General features: G+C 67.8%; 22 protein-coding genes and 1 tRNA gene. 12 read left to right on the plus strand and 11 right to left on the minus strand.

Annotation, left to right across the window (positions count from 1 at the left end; all coding sequences use genetic code 11):
• From repSA to ACZ601_RS19555, 3 genes are all read left to right on the plus strand, one after another.
• Nucleotides 1-1,338 (plus strand): replication initiator protein RepSA (repSA, locus tag ACZ601_RS19545; protein ID WP_469539528.1); only part of this gene is annotated, 1,338 nt, incomplete at its 5' end.
• Nucleotides 1,331-1,510, plus strand: a complete 180-nt coding sequence (locus ACZ601_RS19550) for a helix-turn-helix domain-containing protein (protein ID WP_469539531.1) — start codon at nt 1,331-1,333, stop codon at nt 1,508-1,510. The genes repSA and ACZ601_RS19550, both read left to right, overlap by 8 nt.
• Nucleotides 1,510-2,667 (plus strand): tyrosine-type recombinase/integrase, encoded by a 1,158-nt coding sequence (locus tag ACZ601_RS19555; RefSeq protein WP_469539534.1) that lies wholly within the window; start codon nt 1,510-1,512, stop codon nt 2,665-2,667. The genes ACZ601_RS19550 and ACZ601_RS19555 overlap by 1 nt, the downstream gene beginning before the upstream one ends.
• A gap of 55 nt (nt 2,668-2,722) precedes the next feature.
• Here ACZ601_RS19555 and ACZ601_RS19560 read toward each other — a convergent pair.
• The 9 genes from ACZ601_RS19560 to dnaA all read right to left on the minus strand — a co-directional run bounded on the left by ACZ601_RS19560 (nt 2,723) and on the right by dnaA (nt 15,490).
• Nucleotides 2,723-2,799 (minus strand) — tRNA-Ile (locus tag ACZ601_RS19560).
• A gap of 77 nt (nt 2,800-2,876) precedes the next feature.
• Complete coding sequence (locus ACZ601_RS19565; protein WP_469539537.1) at nt 2,877-3,473, minus strand: DUF3566 domain-containing protein; 597 nt, start codon at nt 3,471-3,473, stop codon at nt 2,877-2,879.
• A 93-nt stretch (nt 3,474-3,566) separates the two neighbouring features.
• Nucleotides 3,567-6,218: a DNA gyrase subunit A gene (gene gyrA / locus ACZ601_RS19570; RefSeq protein WP_469539540.1), complete on the minus strand. Its 2,652-nt coding sequence runs from the start codon at nt 6,216-6,218 to the stop codon at nt 3,567-3,569.
• Between the two features lie 88 nt (nt 6,219-6,306).
• On the minus strand, nt 6,307-8,418 hold the full coding sequence (gene gyrB, locus ACZ601_RS19575; RefSeq protein WP_440574431.1) for a DNA topoisomerase (ATP-hydrolyzing) subunit B: 2,112 nt from the start codon (nt 8,416-8,418) through the stop codon (nt 6,307-6,309).
• Between the two features lie 393 nt (nt 8,419-8,811).
• Nucleotides 8,812-9,411 (minus strand): DciA family protein, encoded by a 600-nt coding sequence (locus ACZ601_RS19580; RefSeq protein ID WP_469539543.1) that lies wholly within the window; start codon nt 9,409-9,411, stop codon nt 8,812-8,814.
• Complete coding sequence (gene recF / locus ACZ601_RS19585) at nt 9,408-10,538, minus strand: DNA replication/repair protein RecF (protein ID WP_469539546.1); 1,131 nt, start codon at nt 10,536-10,538, stop codon at nt 9,408-9,410. Before recF ends, ACZ601_RS19580 begins: the two co-directional genes overlap by 4 nt.
• 82 nt (nt 10,539-10,620) lie before the next feature.
• Nucleotides 10,621-11,499 carry a phosphogluconate dehydrogenase (NAD(+)-dependent, decarboxylating) gene (gnd, locus tag ACZ601_RS19590; protein ID WP_440574428.1) on the minus strand — a complete coding sequence of 293 codons (879 nt, stop codon included), beginning with the start codon at nt 11,497-11,499 and terminating at the stop codon, nt 10,621-10,623.
• Between the two features lie 131 nt (nt 11,500-11,630).
• Entirely contained in the window at nt 11,631-12,761 is a 1,131-nt protein-coding gene (gene dnaN / locus ACZ601_RS19595) for a DNA polymerase III subunit beta (protein ID WP_024489504.1), read from the minus strand.
• Nucleotides 12,762-13,678: 917 nt separating this feature from the next.
• The gene (gene dnaA / locus ACZ601_RS19600; protein ID WP_469539550.1) at nt 13,679-15,490 is read right to left on the minus strand and encodes a chromosomal replication initiator protein DnaA; all 1,812 of its coding nucleotides are present in this window, start codon (nt 15,488-15,490) and stop codon (nt 13,679-13,681) included.
• 379 nt (nt 15,491-15,869) lie between these two features.
• Between dnaA and rpmH the strand changes: the two genes are divergently transcribed.
• The 9 genes from rpmH (at nt 15,870) to ACZ601_RS19645 (ending at nt 22,663) form a co-directional block, all read left to right on the plus strand.
• Nucleotides 15,870-16,007, plus strand: coding sequence for a 50S ribosomal protein L34 (gene rpmH / locus ACZ601_RS19605; RefSeq protein ID WP_010985740.1), 138 nt, complete (start codon nt 15,870-15,872; stop codon nt 16,005-16,007).
• Between the two features lie 21 nt (nt 16,008-16,028).
• Nucleotides 16,029-16,400 (plus strand): ribonuclease P protein component, encoded by a 372-nt coding sequence (gene rnpA / locus ACZ601_RS19610; protein WP_093895046.1) that lies wholly within the window; start codon nt 16,029-16,031, stop codon nt 16,398-16,400.
• Nucleotides 16,397-16,756, plus strand: a complete 360-nt coding sequence (gene yidD, locus ACZ601_RS19615; RefSeq protein WP_078617610.1) for a membrane protein insertion efficiency factor YidD — start codon at nt 16,397-16,399, stop codon at nt 16,754-16,756. The genes rnpA and yidD overlap by 4 nt, the downstream gene beginning before the upstream one ends.
• Nucleotides 16,757-16,759: 3 nt before the next feature.
• A complete protein-coding gene (gene yidC / locus ACZ601_RS19620) occupies nt 16,760-18,025 on the plus strand; it encodes a membrane protein insertase YidC (RefSeq protein ID WP_469539554.1) in 1,266 nt (421 codons plus the stop codon).
• Nucleotides 18,026-18,039: 14 nt separating this feature from the next.
• Complete coding sequence (locus ACZ601_RS19625; RefSeq protein ID WP_073733240.1) at nt 18,040-18,549, plus strand: Jag family protein; 510 nt, start codon at nt 18,040-18,042, stop codon at nt 18,547-18,549.
• Between the two features lie 107 nt (nt 18,550-18,656).
• Nucleotides 18,657-19,373: a 16S rRNA (guanine(527)-N(7))-methyltransferase RsmG gene (gene rsmG, locus ACZ601_RS19630; protein WP_024489509.1), complete on the plus strand. Its 717-nt coding sequence runs from the start codon at nt 18,657-18,659 to the stop codon at nt 19,371-19,373.
• Nucleotides 19,374-19,666: 293 nt separating this feature from the next.
• A complete protein-coding gene (locus ACZ601_RS19635; RefSeq protein ID WP_440574425.1) occupies nt 19,667-20,746 on the plus strand; it encodes a ParA family protein in 1,080 nt (359 codons plus the stop codon).
• A complete protein-coding gene (locus ACZ601_RS19640; RefSeq protein WP_469539560.1) occupies nt 20,743-21,846 on the plus strand; it encodes a ParB/RepB/Spo0J family partition protein in 1,104 nt (367 codons plus the stop codon). The genes ACZ601_RS19635 and ACZ601_RS19640 overlap by 4 nt, the downstream gene beginning before the upstream one ends.
• Before the next feature lie 199 nt (nt 21,847-22,045).
• Nucleotides 22,046-22,663, plus strand: a complete 618-nt coding sequence (locus ACZ601_RS19645; protein ID WP_073733237.1) for a GNAT family N-acetyltransferase — start codon at nt 22,046-22,048, stop codon at nt 22,661-22,663.
• Nucleotides 22,664-22,773: 110 nt separating this feature from the next.
• On the opposite strand, the gene trxA is transcribed toward ACZ601_RS19645, so the two are convergent.
• Both trxA and trxB read right to left on the minus strand, forming a co-directional pair.
• Entirely contained in the window at nt 22,774-23,100 is a 327-nt protein-coding gene (trxA, locus tag ACZ601_RS19650) for a thioredoxin (RefSeq protein WP_371777300.1), read from the minus strand.
• 42 nt (nt 23,101-23,142) lie between these two features.
• On the minus strand, nt 23,143-24,105 hold the full coding sequence (gene trxB / locus ACZ601_RS19655) for a thioredoxin-disulfide reductase (RefSeq protein ID WP_440574422.1): 963 nt from the start codon (nt 24,103-24,105) through the stop codon (nt 23,143-23,145).
• Nucleotides 24,106-24,131 lie beyond the last annotated feature (26 nt).

Here is a 24,131-nt window from a genome sequence, read left to right on the forward strand (position 1 = left end):
ACCGGCTTCGACCGCTGGAACGAACAGATCCGCCGCACCGGAGGATGCGCCCAGCCCATCCACCTCACCGGCGCCACCAAGACCACCGACCGGGCCACCGGCACCCTGCTGCACCACTACACGACCGACAACGAGCCCGGCGGCCGGTTACGTATCGCCTGCGGCAACCGCCGCGCCTCCCGCTGCCCCGCCTGCGCCTGGACCTACGCCGGCGACACCTACCACCTCATCCGAGCCGGCCTCACCGGAGACCCAGACAAAGGCACCCCCCACACCATCCGCAACCACCCCCGCGTCTTCGCCACCCTCACCGCCCCCTCCTTCGGACCGGTCCACAACCGCCCCGGGAACCGGCCCTGCCGCTGCGGCACCCACCACCCGGAGACCGCCCCCGAACTCGGCACCCCGCTCGACCCCGACCGGTACGACTACGCGGGCGCGGTGCTGTGGAACAACCACGCCTCCGACCTGTGGCGCTACTTCACGATCTACCTCCGCCGCGAAATCGCCAAGCGTGCCGGCCTCACCCAGAAAGCGGCCCGCGAACAGTCCCGGCTCTCCTTCGGGAAGGTCGCGGAGTATCAAAAGCGCGGAGCAGTTCACTTCCACGCCGTGATCCGCTTCGACGGACCGGACGGCCCTGACTCACCGCCCCCGGCCTGGGCCACCCTCGATCTCCTCGACGACGCCATCCGCGCCGCCGCTGCCCGGGTTGAGGTCACCGTGCCCGCGAACGAGGAAGCCGGGTTCCCCACGCCCTGGGTGCTGCACTGGGGCACCCAGCTCGACGTCCAGCCCATCGGCGCGTTCGGCAACGGCGAAGACCTCACCGAACAAGCCGTGGCCTCCTACGTCGCCAAGTACGCCACGAAAGCCGCCGAGACCACCGGGACCGTGGATCACCGCGTCGGCAACAAGGAGTCGCTGATCCTCCTCGGCGTCCCTGAGCACCCGCGCCGGCTGATCGAAGCATGCCTGGATCTCCACCACTTCTACCCCGATCGCAAGCTCCGCGACTGGGCGCACATGCTCGGCTTCCGCGGCCACTTCTCCACCAAATCCCGCGCCTACTCCACCACCCTCGGCGCCCTCCGCCAGGTCCGCGCCGACTACCGCGCCGCCCAGCAACGCGCCGCCCTCGGCCTCCCCGACCCCGACGACCACCCCGAGGCCACGACCCTCACGCTCGCGCACTGGACCTACGCCGGCCACGGCCACACCCCCGGCGAATCCTGGCTCGCCGCCAACATCCACCGCGACCTCCAACACAACCGCGACACCGCCCGCGAAGCACGAGCCGAACTCGAAGCCCTCGACGGTGGTGACTGGGATGTCTGACGAGCTGCTAACGGTGCCTGAGGTGATGTCCCGGCTCAAGGTCGGCCGGACCACCGTCTACGACCTGATCCGTACGCGCCGCCTGCCCTCGCTGACGATCGGCAGCAGCCGCCGAATCCCGGCGGACGGCCTGCGCACGTTCCTCGCATCCCGGCTTGAGGAGGCTGCCTGATGGCCAAACGTCGCCCCAACGGTGGGGGAACCATCACCAAGCGCAAGGACGGCCGCTATCAGGGGGCTGCGTACGTCACCAACACGGAGGGGCATCGGGTCCGGAAGTTCGTCTACGGCGCGACGTACGACGAAGCGAACGAGAAGCTGGGCAAGCTCCAGGACCAGGAGCGCAACGGCGTACCGGTGCCCTCGCGGACCTGGTCGCTCGGTGAGTGGCTGGCCTACTGGCTTGAGCACATCGTGAAGCCGAACCGGGAGCACAACACGTACGTGAAGTACGAGTCCAAGGTGAGGCTGTACCTGGTCCCCCATCTGGGCAAGAAGCCGTTGGTTCGGCTGACCCCGGCTCAGCTCCGCTCGTTCATGGCCGAGCTGAAGCGCACGGAGGTTCCGCCGGCCGCCCGCTTCGAGGTGCTGCGGGTCCTGCGGAACGCGCTGAACCGGGCCGTTCGTGAGGAGCTGCTGACGCGAAACGTCGCTGAGCTGGTGGACATGCCGAAGGTGACCAAGAAGGAGGCCAAGCCGTGGAACGCGCGGGAAGCGATCTCGTTCCTGCGCTCGGCTCGGGCGCACCGCCTTTACGCGGCCTGCGTCCTGGTGCTCGTCCTGGGCCTGCGTCGCAGCGAGGTACTGGGCCTGCGCTGGCAGGACGTCGACTTCGATCAGCGGCAGTTCACACCGCTCAAGCAGGTGCAGCGGGTCAAGGGCGTCGGCCTGGTCCTCAAGGACCTCAAAACCGAGTCCTCGCACGCGGTGCTGCCGCTGCCCGAGTTCTGTGCCCGTGCCCTGGAGGAGCGCCGGACGCTGCAAGACCTGGAACGGAAGATCGTGGGGGACCACTGGAACCAGAATCCGGGGGAAGAACTGATCTTCTCTTCCGAGCGCGGCGGCCTGATCGATCCCGTGGGCTTCTCCCGCAGCTTCAACGCCCTGGTGAAGCGGGCCGGTGTCCGCCGGATCACCGTGCGGCTGGCTCGCCATACCTGCGGCACCCTGCTGGCCTTCTTGAAGGTGCACCCCAAGGTCGCGCAAGCGATCCTCCGGCACAGCCAGATCAGCATGACCATGGACGTCTACACCCACGTGGTGGGCGACGGTGAGCGGGAAGCCGTGACGCTGCTCGCGGAACTTCTGGAAGATCCCCTGATCGGCTGATGTCAGCCGGAGATGTCAAAGGCCAGTGACTCACGTGAGTCACTGGCCTTTGAGCTGGTGGGGCTAACAGGATTTGAACCTGTGGCCTCATCCTTATCAGGGATGCGCTCTAACCAACTGAGCTATAGCCCCGCCGCGCTTTTGTGTCGCGCTGACGTGAAGAAGATTAGCGCACGTCGGGGCCAGTCCCAAAATCGATAGATGCGCCGCTACTCGTCCTCGGCCAGCGTGAGCTCGACACCGCCCACGAAGCCGGCCGACAAGTTGTAGATGAAGGCGCCCAGCGTCGCCAGCGCGGTCGCCAGCACCACATCGATCACGGCGATGACCGACGTGAAGATGAGGACCCTGGGCAGCGACAGGAACGCCTGCAGGTCGAAGCCGCTGCCCTCGTTGGAGCCGGTCGCCTCGCTGATCGTGCCGCCCACGGTGGAGAAGACGCCCATCGCGTCCATCACCATCCACAGGACCGCCGACGCCACCACCGTGCAGATGCCGAGCGCGATGGACAGCAGGAAGCTGACCTTCATCACCGACCACGGATCGGCCTTGGCCACCCGCAGGCGCGCCTTGCGGGTACGCGGAGTGGTCCGCGCCCCCGTCCGCGGCTTGCGGGCCGCCTGAGCCGCGCCCGCGCCCTGCGGGGCCCCCTGGGGGCGGCCCCCGTGGGTCCCGCCCGGAGGCGAGGGGTAGGCCTGCGGCGGGTGGTAGGGCCCCGCCTGGCCCGGTGCGGGCTCACGCTCGCCGGGCAGGGGCCCGGCCGCGTAGCCCTCGTACTGGGGTTGAGGACCCCGGGTATCCGTCACAGTGCCCCCTTGGGAGTCCGTGGCAGGGCCACGGGCACCGTTCGCGCCGGCTCCGGAAGCGGCCGAACCGGCGCCCGTGGCTCCACTCACGCTCTACTCCTCGTGCTCCCCGGTCGAGGACGTCGTGCCCTCGACAGTGCTCTCACCAGCCGCGTCGGCCGTCTCGGCCTCAGCTGTCACTGCCTCGGCCGCGTCGCCGTCGGCGTCGACGGGACCGTCGACCTCTTCGGCCTCACGACCCGCCTCGGCGTTACGGGCGATGCCGACCACGGCATCACGCTTGCCCAGGTTGATCAGTTGGACGCCCATGGTGTCACGGCCCGTCTCCCTGACTTCATTGACTCGCGTACGAATCACACCACCGCCGAGCGTGATGGCAAGGATCTCATCCGTAGCCTCGACCACCAGCGCACCGACCAGTGAGCCCCGGTCCTCCACGATCTTGGCGGCCTTGATGCCCAGGCCGCCGCGACCCTGGACGCGGTACTCGTCGACGGGGGTCCGCTTCGCGTACCCGCCGTCAGTGGCAGTGAACACGAAAGTACCGGGCCTGACGACATTCATCGAGAGGAGTTCGTCTCCCTCGCGGAAACTCATGCCCTTGACACCCGAGGTGGCACGGCCCATCGGGCGCAGCGCGTCGTCCGTCGCGGTGAACCTGATCGACTGGGCCTTCTTGCTGATGAGCAGCAGATCGTCCTCCGACGACACCAGCTCCGCGCCGATCAGCTCGTCGTCCGAGCCGTCCGCCGTCTCGCGCAGGTTGATGGCGATGACGCCACCGGAGCGCGGGGAGTCGTAGTCCTTCAGCGCGGTCTTCTTCACGAGACCGCCCTTCGTGGCCAGGATCAGGTACGGCGCGGCGTCGTAGTCACGGATCGCCAGGATCTGCGCGATCTGCTCGTCCGGCTGGAAGGCCAGCAGGTTGGCGACGTGCTGACCGCGTGCGTCACGGCCGGCGTCCGGGAGCTCGTACGCCTTCGCCCGGTAGACGCGGCCCTTGTTCGTGAAGAACAGCAGCCAGTGGTGCGTGGTCGACACGAAGAAGTGGTCGACGATGTCGTCCTGCTTCAGCTTCGTGCCGCGCACGCCCTTGCCGCCGCGCTTCTGCGAGCGGTAGTCCTCGGTCTTCGTACGCTTCACATAGCCGCCGCGGGAGATCGTGACGACGATGTCCTCCTCGGCGATCAGGTCCTCCACGGACATGTCACCGTCGAAGGGCACCAGCTTGGAGCGCCGGTCGTCGCCGAACTTGTCGACGATCGCCGCCAGCTCCTCGCTGACGATCTGCCGCTGCCGCTCGGGCGAGGACAGGATCGCGTTGTACTCGTTGATCTTCGCCTGGAGCTCGTCGTGCTCGGCGGTGATCTTCTGGTGCTCCAGCGCGGCCAGCCGGCGCAGCTGCATCTCCAGGATCGCGTTCGCCTGGATGTCGTCGATCTCCAGGAGGCCCATCAGGCCCTCCCGCGCGATCTCCACGGTGTTGCTGCGCCGGATGAGGGCGATGACCTCGTCGATGGCGTCCAGGGCCTTGAGGAGGCCGCGCAGGATGTGCGCCCGCTCCTCCGCCTTGCGCAGCCGGAACCGCGTGCGCCGGACGATGACCTCGATCTGGTGCGTCACCCAGTGGCGGATGAAGGCGTCGATCGACAGGGTGCGCGGCACCCCGTCCACCAGCGCCAGCATGTTGGCGCCGAAGTTGGACTGCAGGTCGGTGTGCTTGTACAGGTTGTTCAGGACGACCTTGGCGACCGCGTCCCGCTTGAGCACGACGACCAGGCGCTGGCCGGTGCGCGACGAGGTCTCGTCACGGACGTCGGCGATGCCGCCGACCTTGCCGTCCTTGACCAGGTCGGCGATCTTCTGCGCGAGGTTGTCGGGGTTGGTCTGGTACGGAAGCTCCGTGACCACCAGGCACTGGCGGTTCTGGATCTCCTCGACCGCGACGACCGCGCGCATCGTGATCGAGCCACGGCCCGTGCGGTACGCCTCCTCGATGCCCTTGCGGCCCACGACGAGGGCGCCGGTCGGGAAGTCCGGGCCCTTGATCCGCTCGATCAGGGCTTCCAGGAGCTCCTCCTGCGAGGCCTCCGGGTGCTCCAGGTACCACTGCGCACCGGAGGCGACCTCGCGCAGGTTGTGCGGCGGGATGTTGGTCGCCATGCCGACCGCGATGCCCGCGGAACCGTTCACCAGCAGGTTCGGGAAGCGCGCCGGCAGGACCGTCGGCTCCTGGTTGCGGCCGTCGTAGTTGTCCTGGAAGTCGACGGTCTCCTCGTCGATGTCGCGGACCATCTCCATGGACAGCGGCATCATCTTGCACTCGGTGTACCGCATGGCGGCGGCCGGGTCGTTGCCCGGGGAACCGAAGTTGCCGTTGGAGTCGACCAGCGGCATGCGCATCGACCAGTGCTGCGCCAGGCGCACCAGGGCGTCGTAGATCGATGAGTCGCCGTGCGGGTGGTACGTACCCATGACGTCACCGACGACGCGGGCGCACTTGTAGAAGCCCTTCTCGGGCCGGTAGCCGCCGTCGTACATCGCGTACAGCACCCGGCGGTGGACGGGCTTGAGGCCGTCCCGCACGTCGGGCAGGGCACGCGAGACGATGACGGACATCGCGTAGTCGAGGTAGGAGCGTTGCATCTCCGTTTCGAGCCCGACGGGCTCGACACGCATGCCCACGCCCTCGACGGGCGGAACCTCTTCTGGCGTCACGGGGGCGGGGGTGTTCTCGTCGGCCATTGCTGGTCAAAGTCCTTTCGCGCTGCGGCTGCGGCTGCGGCTTGGAGGGTCCGGACAGTCACCGGACCCTCCTCCTTGTACGGCCGACTCAGATGTCGAGGAAGCGGACGTCCTTGGCGTTGCGCTGGATGAAGGAGCGCCGCGCCTCGACGTCCTCACCCATCAGCACCGAGAACAGGTCGTCGGCCTGCGCCGCGTCGTCGAGCGTGACCTGGCCGAGCACGCGGTGGTCGACGTCCATCGTGGTCACGCGCAGTTCCTCGGCGTTCATCTCGCCGAGGCCCTTGAAGCGCTGGATCGAGTCTTCCTTGATCCGCTTGCCGTTCTGCTTGCCGAGCGCCACGAGGGCGTCGCGCTCGCGGTCCGAGTACGCGTACTCGAAGTCGTCCCGGCCCCACTTGATCTTGTAGAGCGGCGGGCGCGAGAGGTAGACGTGCCCGGCCTCGACCAGCGGCCGCATGAAGCGGAAGAGGAACGTGAGCAGCAGGGTGTTGATGTGCTGCCCGTCGACGTCGGCGTCCGCCATCAGAATGATCTTGTGATAGCGGAGCTTCTCGATGTCGAAGTCCTCGTGGACCCCGGTGCCGAAGGCCGAGATCAGCGCCTGGACCTCGGTGTTCTGGAGGATCTTGTCGATCCGGGCCTTCTCGACGTTCAGGATCTTGCCTCGGATCGGCAGGATGGCCTGGTACATCGGGTTACGGCCGGACTTCGCCGAACCACCGGCGGAGTCACCCTCGACGATGAAGATCTCGCACTTCGTCGGGTCGTTGGACTGGCAGTCGCTCAGCTTGCCCGGCAGCGAGGCGCTCTCCAGGAGCCCCTTGCGGCGGGTCAGGTCACGCGCCTTGCGGGCCGCCACCCGGGCGGTCGACGCGGCGATGCCCTTGCGGATGATGTCGGCGGCCTCGTTGGGGTTCCGGTCGAACCAGTCCGTGAGCTGCTCGTGGACGACCTTCTGCACGAAGGTCTTGGCCTCCGTGTTGCCCAGCTTGGTCTTCGTCTGGCCCTCGAACTGCGGCTCGCCCAGCTTCACCGAGATGATCGCGGTCAGGCCCTCGCGGACGTCCTCGCCGGTGAGGTTGTCGTCCTTCTCGCGCAGCAGCTTCTTGTCGCGCGCGTACCGGTTGACCAGCGAGGTCAGCGCCGCGCGGAAGCCCTCCTCGTGCGTGCCGCCCTCGTGGGTGTGGATCGCGTTGGCGAAGGAGTAGACACCCTCGCTGTACTGCGTGTTCCACTGCATGGCGATCTCGGCCGAGAGGAGCCGGTCCTTGTCCTCTGCCTCGATGTCGATCACCGACTGGTGGATGACATCGCCCTTGCGGGAGTTGAGGTACTTGACGAAGTCGACGATGCCGTTCTCGTAGTGGTACGTGACCGTCCGGGTCGTCTCCTCCTCCGGGACCTCGGTCACCTCCGCGCTGTCCGCGCCCGCCGTCGCCTTCGCGGACTCCCGCTCGTCCGTCAGCTTGAGGGTGAGGCCCTTGTTGAGGAAGGCCATCTCCTGGAAGCGGCGCGAGAGCGTCTCGAAGGAGTACTCGGTCGTCTCAAAGATGTCGCCGTCGGCCCAGAAGGTGACGGACGTACCCGTCTCGTCGGTCTCCTCGTTCTGCTTCAGCGGGGCGGTCGGGACGCCGAACTTGTAGTCCTGGGTCCAGCGGTAGCCGTCGGTCTTGACCTCGACGGCGACCCGGGTGGACAGGGCGTTGACGACGGAGACACCGACGCCGTGCAGGCCGCCGGAGACCGCGTAGCCGCCGCCGCCGAACTTTCCGCCCGCGTGCAGCACGGTGAGCACGACCTCGACGGCCGGCTTGCCCTCGGACGGCACGATGCCGACCGGGATGCCGCGGCCGTTGTCGATCACGCGTACCCCGCCGTCGGCGAGGATCGTGACGTCGATCGTGTCCGCGTGACCGGCCATGGCCTCGTCGACGGAGTTGTCGACGACCTCTTGGACGAGGTGGTGGAGACCGCGGTCACCGGTCGAGCCGATGTACATGCCGGGCCGCTTGCGGACCGCGTCCAGGCCCTCCAGCACGGTGATCGCGCTGGCGTCGTACGAGGCGGTCACCTCGCCCGGGGCGGGAGAAGTCACCTCGCCCGGCGCGGGAGCGGCGTCGCTCCCGTCGGGGATGGACGGAATGTTCTCGTTGGGGTTGCCGGAATCGGCCACGAAGCGCCCTTTCTGGCACAGCACAGGCCGTTCTCCGGGCAGGCGGGAGCGGCTGCGTCGTTCGGCTTGTATCGACGAATCCCGCAAGGACGCGGGATTGTCCACCAGTCTACCGGTAGCGCCGACCCGAATGGGGGTTTGCCGGTACCTGAGTCCGCATGTGCCGCCCTGAAGCCACGCCTGACGACTCCCCATATTCGGGAAGGGGCCTCAAGGGGCTCACACGGGCGTTGAGCGCTTCGGCCTGTCAACCTCTCGCTACGGTGAGGGACGTCCGCTCCGCACCCCGCGGTTTCCACCACCGCGCACCCGTGCAGGACGGCGTCCACAGGCATCGGGAACACACGGGACAGACCTCACCGCGGTCCCCCTCGACAGCACCGCCGCACCGGCCTCGAAAATGGGTAAAAGCCCAGCTCAGCCGTAGGTGTCGCCCGGTCCCCTACTGCCCGGCGCACGCAGCGGACCGAACCTTCGCTGCGGTCCGCCCGGTCCCAGGACCTTGATCATCCGTACCGTGCCGTGCCCCAGATCCGCGTTCAGCCGGGCCACCAGCTGAGGCGCCAGCAGCCGCAGCTGGGTCGCCCACGCCGTCGAGTCGCACTGCACCGTCAGCACCCGCTCTTCGGGATCCTCGTCGTAGCGCAGCGGCACACAATGATTGGCCAGATCATCACCAACGATCTGCGGCCAGCGGCCCATCACGCCGCCCACCGCCGCGGGCGCCTCCCAGCCGCGTTCGGTGATCAGCCGGTTGATCGCCGCACCCAGTGGCAGCGGATCCCGGCCGTCCGCCCGCGCCCCGGACCGCAGCCCGCCGCCCCGCCGGGCCTGCTTCTTCTGCTGTGCCGCCGCGCCGCGGGCCCGCGCCTGCTCCTTCGCCGCGCGCAGGGCCACCCGGGCCAGGTCCACCCCGGAGGGCTCCGGCTGCTTCGCCGCCCCGGACGGCGGTTGCGGCGGTGTGCCGTCCCTGCCGCCCTCCGGGAGCGGCTCCGGGCTGCCCGCGGCGCCGCTCACAGCCGCTCCACCCCGCCCGCGGACACCGCGTACCGCGTCCCCGCGAGCACCCCCGGGACGTCGTCGTCCACCGCGGCCGTCACCAGCACCTGCTCGCCCGGCGCCACCAGCTCGGCAAGGCGCTCACGCCGCCGGGCGTCCAGCTCGGCGAAGACGTCGTCCAGGACCAGCACGGGCTCGTTGCCCTCACTGCGCAGCAGATCGTACGAGGCCAGCCGCAGGGCCAGCGCGTAGGACCAGGACTCCCCGTGGCTCGCGTACCCCTTGGCCGGCATGCCGCGCAGCCCGAGCACCAGGTCGTCCCGGTGCGGGCCGACCAGCGTGACGCCCCGCTCGATCTCCTGCTTGCGCACCTCGGCCAGGGCCGCGATCAGCTGCGCGTACAGCTCCTCGCGGGTACGGGCGGGACTCACGTCCGCGCCCACCGAACTGCGGTACTCCAGCGTCACGGGGCCGCCGCCGGGCGCCACGTCCGCGTACGCCTTGTCCGTCAGCGGCTGCATCGTCGCGATCAGGTCCAGCCGCTGCGCCAGCAGCTCGGCGCCCACCCGGCCCAGATGCTGGTCCCAGACGTCGAGCGTCGACAGGTCCATCGAACGGCCACCATGCCTGCGCGCCATCGCCGCCGACTTCAGGAGCGTGTTGCGCTGCTTCAGCACCCGCTCGTAGTCGGAGCGGACCCCGGCCATCCGCGGCGACCGGGCCGTGACCAGCTCGTCCAGGAACCGGCGGCGCTCGCCCGGATCGCCCTTCACCAGCGCCAGATCCTCCGGAGCGAACAGCACCGTCCGTACGATGCCGAGCACGTCACGGGGCCTGACCTGCGACGATCTATTGATCCGGGCGCGATTGGCCTTGCCCGGATTCAGTTCGAGCTCGACCAGCTGCGAACGCTCGCCCTGGGTGACGGCGGCCCTGATGACGGCTCGCTCCGCGCCCATGCGCACCAGCGGCGCGTCCGAGGAGACCCGGTGGCTGCCGAGCGACGCGAGGTAGCCGACGGCCTCGACCAGATTGGTCTTGCCCTGGCCGTTGGCCCCCACGAACGCGGTGACGCCCGGGTCGAGAGGCACCTCGACCCGGGCGTACGAGCGGAAGTCGGCCAGCGACAGATGCGTGACATGCATGGTGTACGCCGACCTTCCCGGCTTCCTGCTCCGTGCTGTGTGGTGCGGGCGGACAACCGGTCCGGCCCGCTCCTCTTCGCTGCTACTTCTTGTTCTCGACCGCGTGGCCGCCGAACTGGTTGCGCAGTGCGGCGATCATCTTCATCTGCGGGGAGTCGTCCTGGCGCGAGGCGAACCGGGCGAAGAGCGACGCCGTGATCGCGGGCAGCGGGACGGCGTTGTCGATCGCGGCCTCCACCGTCCACCGGCCCTCGCCGGAGTCGGCGGCGAAACCGCGGAGCTGGTCCAGGTGCTCGTCGTCGTCCAGCGCGTTGACCGCCAGGTCGAGCAGCCAGGAACGGATGACCGTGCCCTCCTGCCAGGAGCGGAAGACCTCGCGCACGTCGGTGACGGAGTCGACCTTCTCCAGGAGCTCCCAGCCCTCGGCGTAGGCCTGCATCATGGCGTACTCAATGCCGTTGTGAACCATCTTCGCGAAGTGGCCGGCGCCGACCTTGCCCGCGTGGACGGAACCGAAGTCGCCCTCGGGCTTCAGTGCGTCGAAGACCGGCTGGACCTTCGCGACGTTCTCGGCGTCGCCGCCGTACATCAGCGCGTAGCCGTTCTCCAGGCCCCAGACACCGCCGGAGACGCCGCAGTCGACGAAGCCGATGCCCTTGATGCCGAGCTCGACCGCGTGCTTCTCGTCGTCGGTCCAGCGGGAGTTCCCGCCGTCCACGACGACGTCACCGGCCGACAGCAGCTCGGCCAGCTCGTCGATCGTCGACTGGGTCGCGGCACCGGCCGGGACCATCACCCATACGACCCGGGGGCCCTTCAGCTTGCCCACAAGCTCTTCGAGGCTGTGGACATCGGCGACGTCCGCGTTGCGGTCGTAACCGATGACGGTGTGGCCTGCGCGGCGGATGCGCTCGCGCATGTTGCCGCCCATCTTGCCGAGGCCGACGAGACCGATCTCCATCAGAGATTCCTTAAGCGTTGTGCCGATTCGTACCCAGGACCGAGCCTACGCCCGGCCGGGGACAGGGCGACGGGCATGCTCAGCGCTGAGCGTGCCCGTCGGGGCCTGCCGTGACAGGACCGGTGACCGGATCAGCCGGAGAGGCGGACCGGCATGATCAGGTACTTGTACGCGTCATCCGCCTCGGCATCCACGGCGGCGCGGCCGCTGAGCAGCGCGGGCTTGGTGGACGTCGTGAAGGAGAGCTGGGCGACGGGGGAGTCGATCGCGCTCAGGCCGTCCAGCAGGAAGGTCGGGTTGAAGGCGATCGAGATGTCGTCGCCCTCCAGCACGGCGTCGACGCGCTCCACAGCCTGTGCGTCGTCGCTGGAACCCGCCTCCAGGATCAGCACGCCCTGCTCGAAGCTGAGCCGGACCGGGGTGTTCCGCTCGGCCACCAGCGCGACGCGCTTGACGGCCTCGACGAACGGGGCGGTCTCGATGACCGCGACCGTGTTGAACTCGGTCGGGAAAAGCGTGCGGTACTTCGGCAGGTCGCCTTCGAGCAGCCGGGTGGTCGTCCGCCGCCCTGCGCCCTCGAAGCCGATGAGACCTTCACCCGCGCCGGAGCCCGACAGCGCCAGCGTGACCGTGTCGCCGCTGGTGAGCGCCTTGGCGGTGTCCAGCAGCGTCTTGGCGGGGACCAGGGCGACGGCGGAGGCGTCGGCGTTCTCCGGCTTCCAGAGGAACTCGCGGACCGCGAAGCGGTAGCGGTCGGTGGAGGCCAGGGTGACGGTGTCGCCCTCGATCTCGATGCGCACACCGGTGAGGACGGGCAGCGTGTCGTCACGGCCCGCCGCGATGGCCACCTGGGCGGCGGCGGAGGCGAAGACCTCACCGGGGACCGTCCCGGTCGCCGTCGGCATCTCGGGGAGTGCGGGGTACTCCTCCACAGGAAGGGTGTGGAGTGTGAACCGCGAGGAGCCGCAGGCCACCGTCGCCCGTACACCGTCTGTGGAAATCTCCACCGGCCGGTTGGGCAGGGCGCGGCAGATGTCGGCGAGCAGCCGGCCGGAGACCAGCACCGTGCCGTCCTCCTCGATCTCGGCATCCACCGAGACCCGGGCCGAGACCTCGTAGTCGAAGCTGGAGAAGCTGAGGGCGCCGTCCTCCGCCTTCAGCAGCAGCCCCGCGAGAACGGGCGCCGGAGGCCGGGCCGGGAGGCTACGGGCCACCCAGGCCACAGCCTCCGCGAGTACATCGCGCTCCACCCGGATCTTCACCGGAACCGCCTCCTGCTGTTGCTCGCTCGCCCTGCTGGCCTTCGTCGTCTGGACGGGTCGCTCCACCGATGGGACGGGGAGGACGCCGGGGTCCAGTCTGACCTACCGCACCGACACTCGGTGCTGCTCGGGGTCAAGTCGCGACAAGCGGTCCGCGGAGCTCCGGCGCCGAGTTGTGCACAGGCCCCACTTCGAAGCGGATTCCGGGCTAACTAGAGGTAGTAGTAGTAGTAGGGCCTGTGGAAACCGTGGATAACGTCGTTTCCGCAGGTCAGGCCCTGTTTTTTGTCCACCGGTCCTGTGGGCGGAACCGGTGGACAACCCGGGGTTTCTGTGGACACCCGAAAGTTCTGCACAACCGGTACACAGGGCAGGGGGGTTTCTCCCCAGGTCTGTCCCCAGCTTTACCCAGCTTCCCCACAGCCCAACCGACCCTCTTGGTGTGACGCCTTTCACTCGGGGCGGTGAGAGCGGGTGTCGTGTTGCCGAACAGTGGACAGAGGTGTGGAGAAGCCCGCCGAACCTGGGGACAAGAAGGCCAGTCCTGTGGGCTGCCGGTGGACAACGCTGACGCGACCCTGTGGACGAAAAACTTGTCCACAGGCTGTGGATCATTGTTGACCACAAATCCCCAGGCCTCTGAGCAGGCCTGATGGAGTATCGGCTGCCGTGCCTGTGGAAGCAGTATGGACAACTTTTCAATCCCCAGGCTGTGGAGGGGAGATTGTGCCCAGATCTGTGGAGAACGGCCCCTCCGCGGCAGGTATTCGAACAGCGGGGACGGGCCTGCGCCACGAGAACCTCGTGCACAGCGGCTCCTGACCCAACTGAAAAGGGCGCTCCGGGACCCGATTCGGTTCCCGGAGCGCCCTTTCGGTGCTCGCGGAGGCGCGGCTGTGTGACGAGGTGGTGGGTCGTCAGCCGTTCTTGATGCGGTTGGTGAGCTCGGTGACCTGGTTGTAGATGGAGCGCCGCTCCGCCATCAGCGCCCGGATCTTGCGGTCGGCGTGCATCACGGTCGTGTGGTCGCGGCCGCCGAACTGGGCGCCGATCTTGGGCAGCGAGAGGTCCGTCAGCTCACGGCACAGGTACATCGCGATCTGGCGCGCCGTCACGAGCACCCGGCTGCGGGACGATCCGCAGAGATCCTCCACCGTCAGCCCGAAGTAGTCGGCGGTCGCCGCCATGATGGCCGGCGCCGTGATCTCCGGGGCGGCGTCCTCGCCGCCCGGGATCAGGTCCTTCAGCACGATCTCGGTCAGCCCGAGGTCCACCGGCTGGCGGTTGAGACTGGCGAAGGCCGTGACCCGGATGAGCGCGCCCTCAAGCTCCCGGATGTTGCGGGAGATACGGGAGGCGATGAACTCCAGCACCTCCGGCGGAGCGTTGAGCTGCTCCTGCACCGCCTTCTTACGGAGGATCGCGATACGCGTCTCCAGCTCCGGCGGCTGCACATCGGTGGTGAGACCCCACTCGAAACGATTCCGCAGCCGGTCCTCCAGGGTCACCAGCTGCTTGGGCGGCCGGTCGGAGGACAGCACGATCTGCTTGTTGGCGTTGTGAAGCGTATTGAAGGTGTGGAAGAACTCCTCCTGCGTCGACTCCTTGCTCGCCAGGAACTGGATGTCGTCGACCAGCAGGATGTCGACGTCGCGGTACCGCTTGCGGAAGGTGTCGCCCTTGCCGTCGCGGATCGAGTTGATGAACTCGTTGGTGAACTCCTCCGAGCTCACGTACCGCACCCGGGTGCCCGGGTAGAGGCTGCGGGCGTAGTGCCCGATGGCGTGCAGCAGGTGGGTCTTGCCGAGTCCCGACTCCCCGTAGATGAAGAGCGGGTTGTACGCCTTGGCGGGCGCCTCTGCGACGGCGACGGCCGCGGCGTGCGCGAAGCGGTTCGAGGCTCCGATGACGAAGGTGTCGAAGAGGTACTTCGGGTTCAGCCGGGCGTGCGGCTCACCGGGCCCTGGCGCGGGTGCCGGCTGTGCGCCCATCGGTCCCGGGACGCCGCCGGGCCGGCCCGTGCCGCCGCCCTGCCGGTGCTGGGGCTCCTGCATGTCGCGCCGCTCGGACCGCTGGGAGTCGTAGCCCTGGTGCTCGGGGGGCTGCTGGCGGTAGTCGTGCTGGGGCTGCTGCTGGGGACGGCCGCCGCCGTACGGCTCGCGCCAGTGCTCGCCGGAGGCGTCGCGGTCCTGGTAGCCGCCGAGCCGGGGCTGCTGCCAGGAGAGGTCCTCCTGGGTGCGCGGCCAGGCGCCGGGTTCGGGGCGCTGCTGCTGGTAGTCGGGGTAGGCGGGTCGGGCGGTCGGCATGCCGTCGTCCGAGGGGCGGTGCCCGTAGCTGTCGTAGGAGTCGTTGTGCTGCCGCTCGTCGTGCTGCGGTCCCTGATAGCGGTGCTGCTGCTGGGACTGGTGCTGCTGCGACTGGTGCATCGGGGGCGCCGGCGGGTTCGGCGGCTCGCCCGCGGAGTCGTCGACCGTGATCGCGATCCGGATCGGGCGGCCGCACTCGCGGGTCAGCGTCTCGCTGATGAGCGGAGCGAGCCGGCCCTCCAGGACGCGCTTGCCCCATTCATTGGGGACGGCGAGCAGCGCGGTGTCGGCGACCAGGGCGAGCGGCTGGCAGCGCTCGATCCACTGTTTGTCCTTCGGCTCGATGCCCTGCTGGCCCTCCCCGAGGAGTTGCTCCAGCACTCGTGGCCACACTGCGGCAAGATCGGCAGGTACGTCAGCCACAAGGCACGCTCTCTCGCTGGTCCCACGAATGTGTGTTTCTCGGGACGTATGGGTCGGGATGGGTGAGGACCGGCAGGCGGGAAGAAAAAGAACCGGGGTTCGGCCACGGTAGGCGGGCCGACCCGTGCGGTTCAAGTCGTTGTCCACAGGCTGTGCACAATGGAAGGCCCGACAGGGTCGGTTTGACCGGATGGCGTAGCCGCGCGTACCGTGACCAGGTCGAGTTGTCGATGGCTGCTGCCGCCTGCCTCCGATGGGCAAAGATCACGATCTGTGATTGTGAAGCGGTGCACTAGGGCGTTTACGCGAGTCTCTCGTGGGCGCACGGTGACAGCCAGGCGATGTCCCGCCAATACACGATCATTTCTGGAGCCCCCGAGTGAGCAAGCGCACCTTCCAGCCGAACAACCGTCGTCGCGCGAAGACCCACGGTTTCCGTCTGCGCATGCGGACCCGCGCCGGCCGCGCGATTCTCGCGTCCCGCCGTGGCAAGGGCCGCGCCAGCCTGTCCGCCTGATCGCGTACAGGTCGTCATGACGTGCTGCCTACCGAGAATCGGCTGAGGCGGCGCGAGGACTTCGCGACCGCGGTACGACGAGGACGCAGGGCCGGCCGCCCGCTACTCGTCGTCCATCTACGTAGCGGTGCAACGGACCCGCACGTGACTGGGGAGAATGCTCCCCCGCCGCGTGCGGGTTTCGTTGTCAGCAAAGCCGTGGGTGGCGCGGTCGTCCGCACAGCGGTGAAGCGAAGGCTTCGCCATCTGGTCCGAGAGCGACTCGCCCTGCTGCCCCCCGGTAGCCTGGTTGTCGTACGAGCGTTGCCCGGTGCGGGCGACGCCGACCATGAACAGCTGGCCCGAGACCTGGATGCCGCCCTTCAGCGGCTGCTGGGAGGGGGCGCGCGATGAAGTACCCGCTGCTGGCTCTCATCAAGCTGTACCAGTGGACGATCAGCCCACTTCTCGGGCCTGTCTGCCGTTACTACCCGTCGTGTTCCCACTATGGATATACGGCGATCGACCGGCACGGAGCGATCAAGGGAACGGCGCTGACAGCCTGGCGCATCCTGCGATGCAATCCGTGGTCACCCGGCGGCGTGGATTACGTACCACCACGCAAACGTCCGCGTTGGCACGAACTGCTGCGAGATCTCTTCCGCGGCGGTAAGGGCGGGGACTCCGCCGCTGATGTGCCTCCCGGGGGATCGGCCACCGATCTTCCGAGCTCGGCCGCAGAGACTTCGCCCAATGCTCAAGGAGCCTGATTAGTGGACACGATTGCCAGTCTGTTCAGCTTCATCACATGGCCTGTTTCCTGGGTCATCGTCCAGTTCCACAAGTTGTACGGGGCGATCTTCGGCCCCGACACGGGATGGGCCTGGGGTCTGTCCATCGTGTCCCTCGTGGTGCTGATCCGTATCTGTCTCGTTCCGCTGTTCGTCAAGCAGATCAAGTCGACGCGGAACATGCAGGTGCTCCAGCCGAAGATGAAGGCGATCCAGGAGCGCTACAAGAGCGACAAGCAGCGTCAGTCCGAAGAGATGATGAAGCTCTACAAGGAGACGGGTACCAACCCGTTGTCCTCGTGCCTTCCCATCCTGGCGCAGTCACCGTTCTTCTTCGCCCTGTACCACGTGCTCTCGGCCATCGCGTCGAACAAGAAGATCGGTGTGATCGACCAGTCGCTGCTGGACAGCGCGCGTCAGGCACACATCTTCGGTGCCCCGCTGGCCGCCAAGTTCATGGACAGCGCGGACAAGGTCCAGGCGCTCGGCGCCTCGCTGGTGGATGTCCGGGTCGTCACCGCGGTCATGATCGTGATGATGTCGGCCTCGCAGTTCTTCACCCAGCGCCAGCTGATGACGAAGAACGTCGACCTGACGGTCAAGACGCCGTACATGCAGCAGCAGAAGATGCTGATGTACATCTTCCCGCTGATCTTCGCCGTCATGGGCATCAACTTCCCCGTCGGTGTCCTCGTCTACTGGCTGACCACCAACGTCTGGACCATGGGTCAGCAGATGTACGTGATCAACCAGAACCCCACGCCGGGCAGCAAGGCGCAGGACCAGTACCTGGGACGTCTGCTGAAGAGCGTCACCACCCACGGTGAGGTGCGCGGCAGGACCAAGCGCAATACGGTCAAGCGGATCGTGTCCAAGGGCCCGGACCGCAATGACATCGAGCGCAAGTTCGTCACGGGACTGGCCAAGCTCGGCCTCGCTCCGCAGGAGGACGGATCGGTGGTCAAGAGTGACACCGCTGTCGCCGACGCCGAGGGCGGAGCCGCGCAGCGACGCCAGCAGCCCAAGCGCCAGAGCAAGGCGCAGCGTCACACCGGCGCAGGTCAGCAGAGCGGGACCAAGGACACCGACTCCAGCGCGTCGGAGACCACTCCCTCCCTGCAGAAGAAGGCACCGCAGGACGACAAGCCCAAGCCGGCGGGCGGCAAGTCCGCGTCCGGCTCCTCACGCCAAGCCAAGTCCGGACAGCGCAAGGGTCCGCAGCGGCCCAAGCACCCGTCCAAGAAGTAAGAAGGAGTCCATCCGTGACGGAAGGCACCACCTCCACGGCCGCTGAGGGCAGCGACACCTTGACCCGCCTTGAGCAGGAAGGGGAGATCGCAGCGGACTACCTTGAGGGCCTGCTCGACATCGCCGATCTCGACGGCGACATCGACATGGACGTCGAGGCGGACCGGGCCGCGGTCTCGATCATCAGTGAGTCGGCACGTGAACTGCAGAAGCTCGTGGGCCGCGACGGTGAGGTGCTGGAGGCGCTCCAGGAGCTGACGCGGCTGGCCGTGCACCGGGAGACCGGCGACCGGAGCCGTCTGATGCTCGACATCGGGGGTTTCCGGGCGCAGAAGCGTACGGAGCTGGCCGAACTGGGTGCCAAGGCCGCGGACGAGGTCAAGAGCTCCGGTGAGCCCGTGAAGCTGGATCCGATGACGCCGTTCGAGCGCAAGGTCGTGCACGACGCGGTCGCGGCCGCGGGTCTGCGCAGCGAATCGGAGGGCGAGGAGCCGCAGCGCTTCGTCGTCGTCCTGCCGGCCTGACCGGCTCTTCTCCTGTCGGCCCCGTCTGTTCGCAGGCGGGGCCGATCTTTGTCAGCCTGATAGTCAGCCACCATGGTGCGGTAATGCGGTATGGAAGGACGGTTCCCGTGACGGAGGAAGTAGAGCTTCCCCAGGCGCCCGACGAGGCCCGGGAGGTGTTCGGTGAGTGCTTTCCCGAGGCTGTCCGGTACGCGGAACTGCTGGCCGACGCGGGGGTCAAGCGCGGGCTGATCGGTCCGCGTGAGGTGCCGCGGCTGTGGGAACGGCACCTACTGAACTGCGCGGTGCTCTCCGAGGTCGTCCCCGATGGCGTCACGGTCTGCGATGTGGGCTCGGGTGCCGGGCTTCCGGGCATCCCGCTGGCGTTGGTGCGGCCGGATCTGAAGATCACCCTGCTGGAGCCGTTGCTGCGGCGGACGAACTTCCTCCAGGAGGTCGTCGAGCTCCTGGGACTCGATCATGTGACGGTCGTCCGGGGCCGGGCCGAGGAGGTCCTGGGGACGCTTCAGCCGGTCCATGTGGTGACGGCTCGGGCGGTGGCCCCGCTGGACCGCTTGGCCGGCTGGGGAGTGCCACTGCTTCGCCCGTACGGCGAGATGCTGGCGCTCAAGGGCGATACCGCAGAGGAGGAGATCAACGGTGCGCGGGCGGCCCTGAGCAAGCTCGGTGTGCTGGAGACCGAGGTGTTGCAGGTGGGTGAGGGCATCGTTGATCCGATGTCCACCGTGGTGCGCGTGGTGGTGGGTGAGAGTCCCGGTGGTGTGAGGTTCGCCGCAAAGAGGGCCAAGGCCGCGAGGGTCAGCCGGACACGTCGTCGTCGCTAACCCCGTCCGATCACGCTGTGCGCATGACCGTTACGCACCGTTTGGTGGGTGTATCGGGGATGCCTCGCACGGGGAGGTGTACGTACCCCGCGCGGAGTGTCGTGCCCCTGTAGCTACGCTGCAGGGGCATCGTGTTTCACGTGAAACGTCGCTCTCTGCTGCATGGAATTATCAGCCGCGGTCGTGCGGCTGCCGCGCCTCGCCATCGCAGGCCCGTTAGGGCTACGGAGTTGTCCACAGAAGTGGATTCGTCCACAGAAGAGCGGGCCTCGCTGGTTCGCGACCCCGAAAGCATGGCAGGCTCTGCTCATTGCGAGCCTGAAGTCGAGGAGAGTGAATCCTTGCGGTCCGACGCCAACATCGCGGGACCGATGACCGACCCGGTCCCCGGTCCCCGATCCGAATCGGCGGTGGACGGTGTTTCACGTGAAACACCGCCACCGATGGACGACACACCCATCGGCCGCGCGGCCCAGCTGGCGGTCGAGGCCCTTGGCCGCGCCGGCGAGGGGCTGCCGCGACCTGACCAGACGCGCGTCATGGTGGTGGCCAACCAGAAGGGCGGGGTGGGTAAGACCACCTCGACGGTCAACCTTGCCGCGTCACTAGCCCTCCACGGTGCTCGTGTCCTGGTGGTCGACCTGGATCCGCAGGGGAACGCCTCCACGGCACTGGGCATCGACCACCACGCCGAAGTCCCCTCGATCTATGACGTCCTGGTGGAGAGCAAGCCGCTCTCCGACGTGGTTCAGCCCGTCCCGGACGTCGAAGGTCTCTTCTGCGCCCCAGCGACCATCGATCTCGCCGGTGCGGAGATCGAGCTGGTGTCGCTGGTGGCGCGGGAGAGTCGACTCCAGCGGGCGATCCAGGCCTACGAACAGCCGCTGGACTACATCCTCATCGACTGCCCGCCCTCGCTCGGTCTCCTGACCGTCAACGCCCTGGTGGCCGGTGCGGAGGTGTTGATCCCGATCCAGTGCGAGTACTACGCGCTGGAAGGGCTCGGGCAGCTGCTGCGCAATGTCGATCTCGTACGGGGTCACCTCAACCCCGAGCTCCATGTGTCGACGATCCTGCTCACCATGTACGACGGCCGGACCAGGCTCGCGTCGCAGGTCGCGGAGGAGGTGCGCACGCACTTCGGCAAGGAGGTGCTGCGCACCAGCATTCCGCGCTCGGTGCGGATCTCCGAGGCGCCGAGCTACGGGCAGACCGTACTCACCTACGACCCCGGGTCCAGTGGCTCCTTGTCGTACCTTGAGGCGGCACGTGAGATCGCTCTGCGCGGGGTGGGATTGCATTACGAGGCGCAGCAGGCCCACACGGGCAGTCGGAACAGCCAGCAGCAGAACACTTCGGAGGGGATCCAGTGAGTGAGCGTCGTAGAGGGTTGGGGCGAGGGCTCGGTGCCCTGATTCCCGCCGCTCCGCAGGAGAAGCCGGTCTCGTCGCCCCGGTCCGGTGCGTCCCCTGCCGGGACGGGCCCGGTCATGACGGCCGAGCGGGGAGTTGCTGCCGCCAAGGTGACGTCGCTCGGTGCCGTGCCGGAGCCGAGTGCTCCTGTTTCGGATTCGGCCGTGGCCGGTGGACCGAGCGAGGTGGCAGGGGCGTACTTCGCCGAGATCCTGCTCGACTCCATCACGCCGAACCCTCGCCAGCCCCGCGAGGTCTTCGACGAGGACGCGCTTGCCGAGCTGGTGACCTCCATCAAGGAGGTCGGTCTCCTTCAGCCGGTCGTTGTGCGGCAGACCGGCGCCGACCGCTTTGAGCTCATCATGGGCGAGCGGCGCTGGAGGGCCTGCCGTGAAGCAGGTCTGGAGCGGATCCCCTCCATCGTCCGGGCCACGGATGACGAGAAGCTCCTCCTGGACGCGCTCCTGGAGAACCTTCACCGGGCTCAGCTCAACCCGTTGGAGGAGGCGGCTGCGTACGATCAGCTGCTCAAGGAGTTCAAGTGCACGCATGACCAGCTGGCCGACCGCATCGGGCGATCCCGGCCGCAGGTGTCCAACACCTTGCGTCTGCTGAGGCTGTCGCCTCCGGTGCAGCGAAGGGTCGCTGCCGGGGTGCTCTCGGCGGGACACGCACGTGCGCTGCTCTCGGTGGACGACTCCGAGGAGCAGGACAAGCTGGCACATCGCATCGTGGCCGAGGGCCTCTCGGTGCGCGCGGTCGAGGAGATCGTGACGCTCCTGAGCTCCAGGCCCACGAGCGCCTCCAAGGCCAAGGGGCCGCGAGCCGGCGGCCGGCTGTCACCGGCGCTGTCCGATCTGGCATCCAGGCTCTCGGACCGCTTCGAGACCCGGGTGAAGGTCGACCTCGGTCAGAAGAAGGGAAAGATCGTCGTCGAGTTCGCCTCGATGGAGGATCTGGACCGCATCCTCGGCAGCCTCGCTCCCGGCGAAGGCCGTGTGCTGGACCGCAGTCCGGCGGAGGAGTCGGCGGAGGAGCAGGCTGAGGACGACGAGAGCTGACTTCTGAGCAACGGAGGGCGGGCTGTGTTCCGGTAGGACGGAACAGAGCCCGCCCTTTGCTTTCTCTCGGTGTCAGCTTGATCCCTTCGTGGATACGATGCGTTCAGGTAGGCCACATCCTGTTGATCCGTCTCCGCGAACGGAGTGCACCGTCCGTCGCACGCGATGCGGTGGACGAGGGAAGTGAGGAACAGCCTTCATGGGGCGTCGGCTCGCACCGCTCACACTGGACAACCTCTCTGATCTACCCGAGCGCTGTCGTTCCTGTGTGTTCTGGGAACTTGATCCGGTGCGCGGGGCGGCCGCGGTCAAGGCCGGCAGGCCCGGTGCGGAGAAGGAGGCCTGGATCTCTGGTGTCCTGCTGGAGTGGGGGTCCTGCGGCCGCGTTGTCTACGTCGATGACGTTCCGGTCGGCTTCGTCCTCTATGCACCGCCGGCCTATGTCCCGCGGGCCGCGTCCTTTCCGACCAGCCCGGTCTCCCCCGATGCCGTTCAGCTGATGACTGCCCTGATCCTGCCGGGGTACCAGGGACAAGGCCTGGGTCGGGTCATGGTGCAGACCGTTGCCAAGGATCTGCTCAGCCGCGGATTCAAGGCGATCGAGGCGTTCGCGGACGCCCGCTGGAAGGAACCGGCCTGCGTGCTGCCTGCGGATCATCTGCTGGCAGTGGGCTTCAAGACCGTACGAACACATCCGTCTCATCCGCGGCTGCGGCTGGAGCTGCGTACGACCCTTTCGTGGAAAGAGGATGTAGAGCTGGCCCTGGACCGGCTGCTGGGTGCGGTCCAGAAGGAGCCCGTGCTGCGACCGCTGTGATGCGGGTGGCGCACCTAGGTGTCGTATGTACGTGCCGTGAAACGTGAAACGGGCCCACCCCTCGGGGTGGGCCCGTTTCACGTGAAACATCGGGCAGCGGTTCCGCCTTATTAGGCGATGAAGCCTTCGAGGTCGCGAAGGATCGCGGCCTTCGGCTTGGCGCCGACGATGGTCTTGGCTACCTCGCCGCCCTGGTAGACGTTCAGCGTCGGGATGGACATGACGCCGTACTTGGCAGCGGTGGCCGGGTTCTCGTCGATGTTGAGCTTGACGATCTCGATCTCGCCGTGCTCAGCCGCGATGGCCTCCAGAGAGGGGGCGATCTGACGGCACGGTCCGCACCAGGCAGCCCAGAAGTCCACCAGTACGGGCTTGTCACTCTTCAGGACGACCTCGTCGAACGAGTCGTCAGTCACGTTCTTCAGCGCGCCGGCCACGGCGGCCTCCTTAACTTCGCGGGGGTGTGGGTGAGGCTTGGATCAGACGGTGGCTGCGGCGGCGTTCTCGTCGTCGGCGAGCGCGGCAAGGAAGCGCTCGGAGTCGAGTGCGGCGGAGCAGCCGGTGCCGGCAGCGGTGATGGCCTGCCGGTAGGTGTGGTCGACGACATCGCCTGCGCCGAAGACACCGGTGAGGTTCGTGCGCGTCGAGGGGGCCTGGACCTTGAGGTAGCCCTCGTCGTCGAGGTCGAGCTGGCCCTTGAAGAGCTCGGTGCGCGGGTCATGGCCGACTGCGATGAACAGGCCGGTAACGGGGAGCTCGGAGGTCTCACCGGTCTTGGTGTTGCGCAGGGTCAGCCCGGACAGCTTCTGCTCGCCGTGCACCCCGGCGACCTCGCTGTCCCAGGCGAACTTGATCTTCGGATCTGCGAAGGCGCGGTCCTGCATGGCCTTGGAGGCTCGCAGCGAGTCGCGGCGGTGGACGATGGTGACCGACTTGGCGAAGCGGGAGAGGAACGTTGCCTCCTCCATCGCGGTGTCGCCGCCGCCGACCACGGCGATGTCCTGGTCCTTGAAGAAGAACCCGTCGCAGGTCGCGCACCAGGAGACGCCGCGCCCGGAGAGAGCGTCCTCGTTGGGCAGGCCCAGCTTGCGGTGCTGCGAGCCGGTGGTGACGATGACGGCCTTGGCGCGGTGCACCGTGCCCGCGGTGTCGGTGACGGTCTTGATGTCACCGGTGAGGTCGACGGAGACCACGTCGTCGGGGACCAGCTCGGCACCGAACCGCTCGGCCTGGGCGCGCATGTTGTCCATGAGCTCCGGGCCCATGATTCCGTCCTGGAATCCGGGGAAGTTCTCCACGTCGGTCGTGTTCATCAGCGCGCCACCGGCGGTGACGGCACCCTCGAAGACCAGCGGCTTCAGAGAGGCGCGCGCGGTGTACAGCGCGGCCGTGTAGCCCGCTGGGCCGGAGCCGATGATGATCACATTACGCACGTCGCTCACGGGTTTCTTCCTCGTCTCTGCAGACT

This window comes from Streptomyces sp. NPDC104307, from assembly GCF_055584045.1.

Coding starts and splice junctions, on each gene's coding strand:
- ACZ601_RS19550 (WP_469539531.1), top strand. CDS start 1,331: ATGTCTGACGAGCTGCTAACGGTGCCTGAGGTGATGTCCCGGCTCAAG.
- gyrA (WP_469539540.1), bottom strand. CDS start 6,218: ATGGCCGACGAGAACACCCCCGCCCCCGTGACGCCAGAAGAGGTTCCG.
- ACZ601_RS19635 (WP_440574425.1), top strand. CDS start 19,667: ATGGCAGGCTCTGCTCATTGCGAGCCTGAAGTCGAGGAGAGTGAATCC.
- ACZ601_RS19555 (WP_469539534.1), top strand. CDS start 1,510: ATGGCCAAACGTCGCCCCAACGGTGGGGGAACCATCACCAAGCGCAAG.
- ACZ601_RS19645 (WP_073733237.1), top strand. CDS start 22,046: ATGGGGCGTCGGCTCGCACCGCTCACACTGGACAACCTCTCTGATCTA.
- gnd (WP_440574428.1), bottom strand. CDS start 11,499: ATGGAGATCGGTCTCGTCGGCCTCGGCAAGATGGGCGGCAACATGCGC.
- yidD (WP_078617610.1), top strand. CDS start 16,397: ATGAAGTACCCGCTGCTGGCTCTCATCAAGCTGTACCAGTGGACGATC.
- recF (WP_469539546.1), bottom strand. CDS start 10,538: ATGCATGTCACGCATCTGTCGCTGGCCGACTTCCGCTCGTACGCCCGG.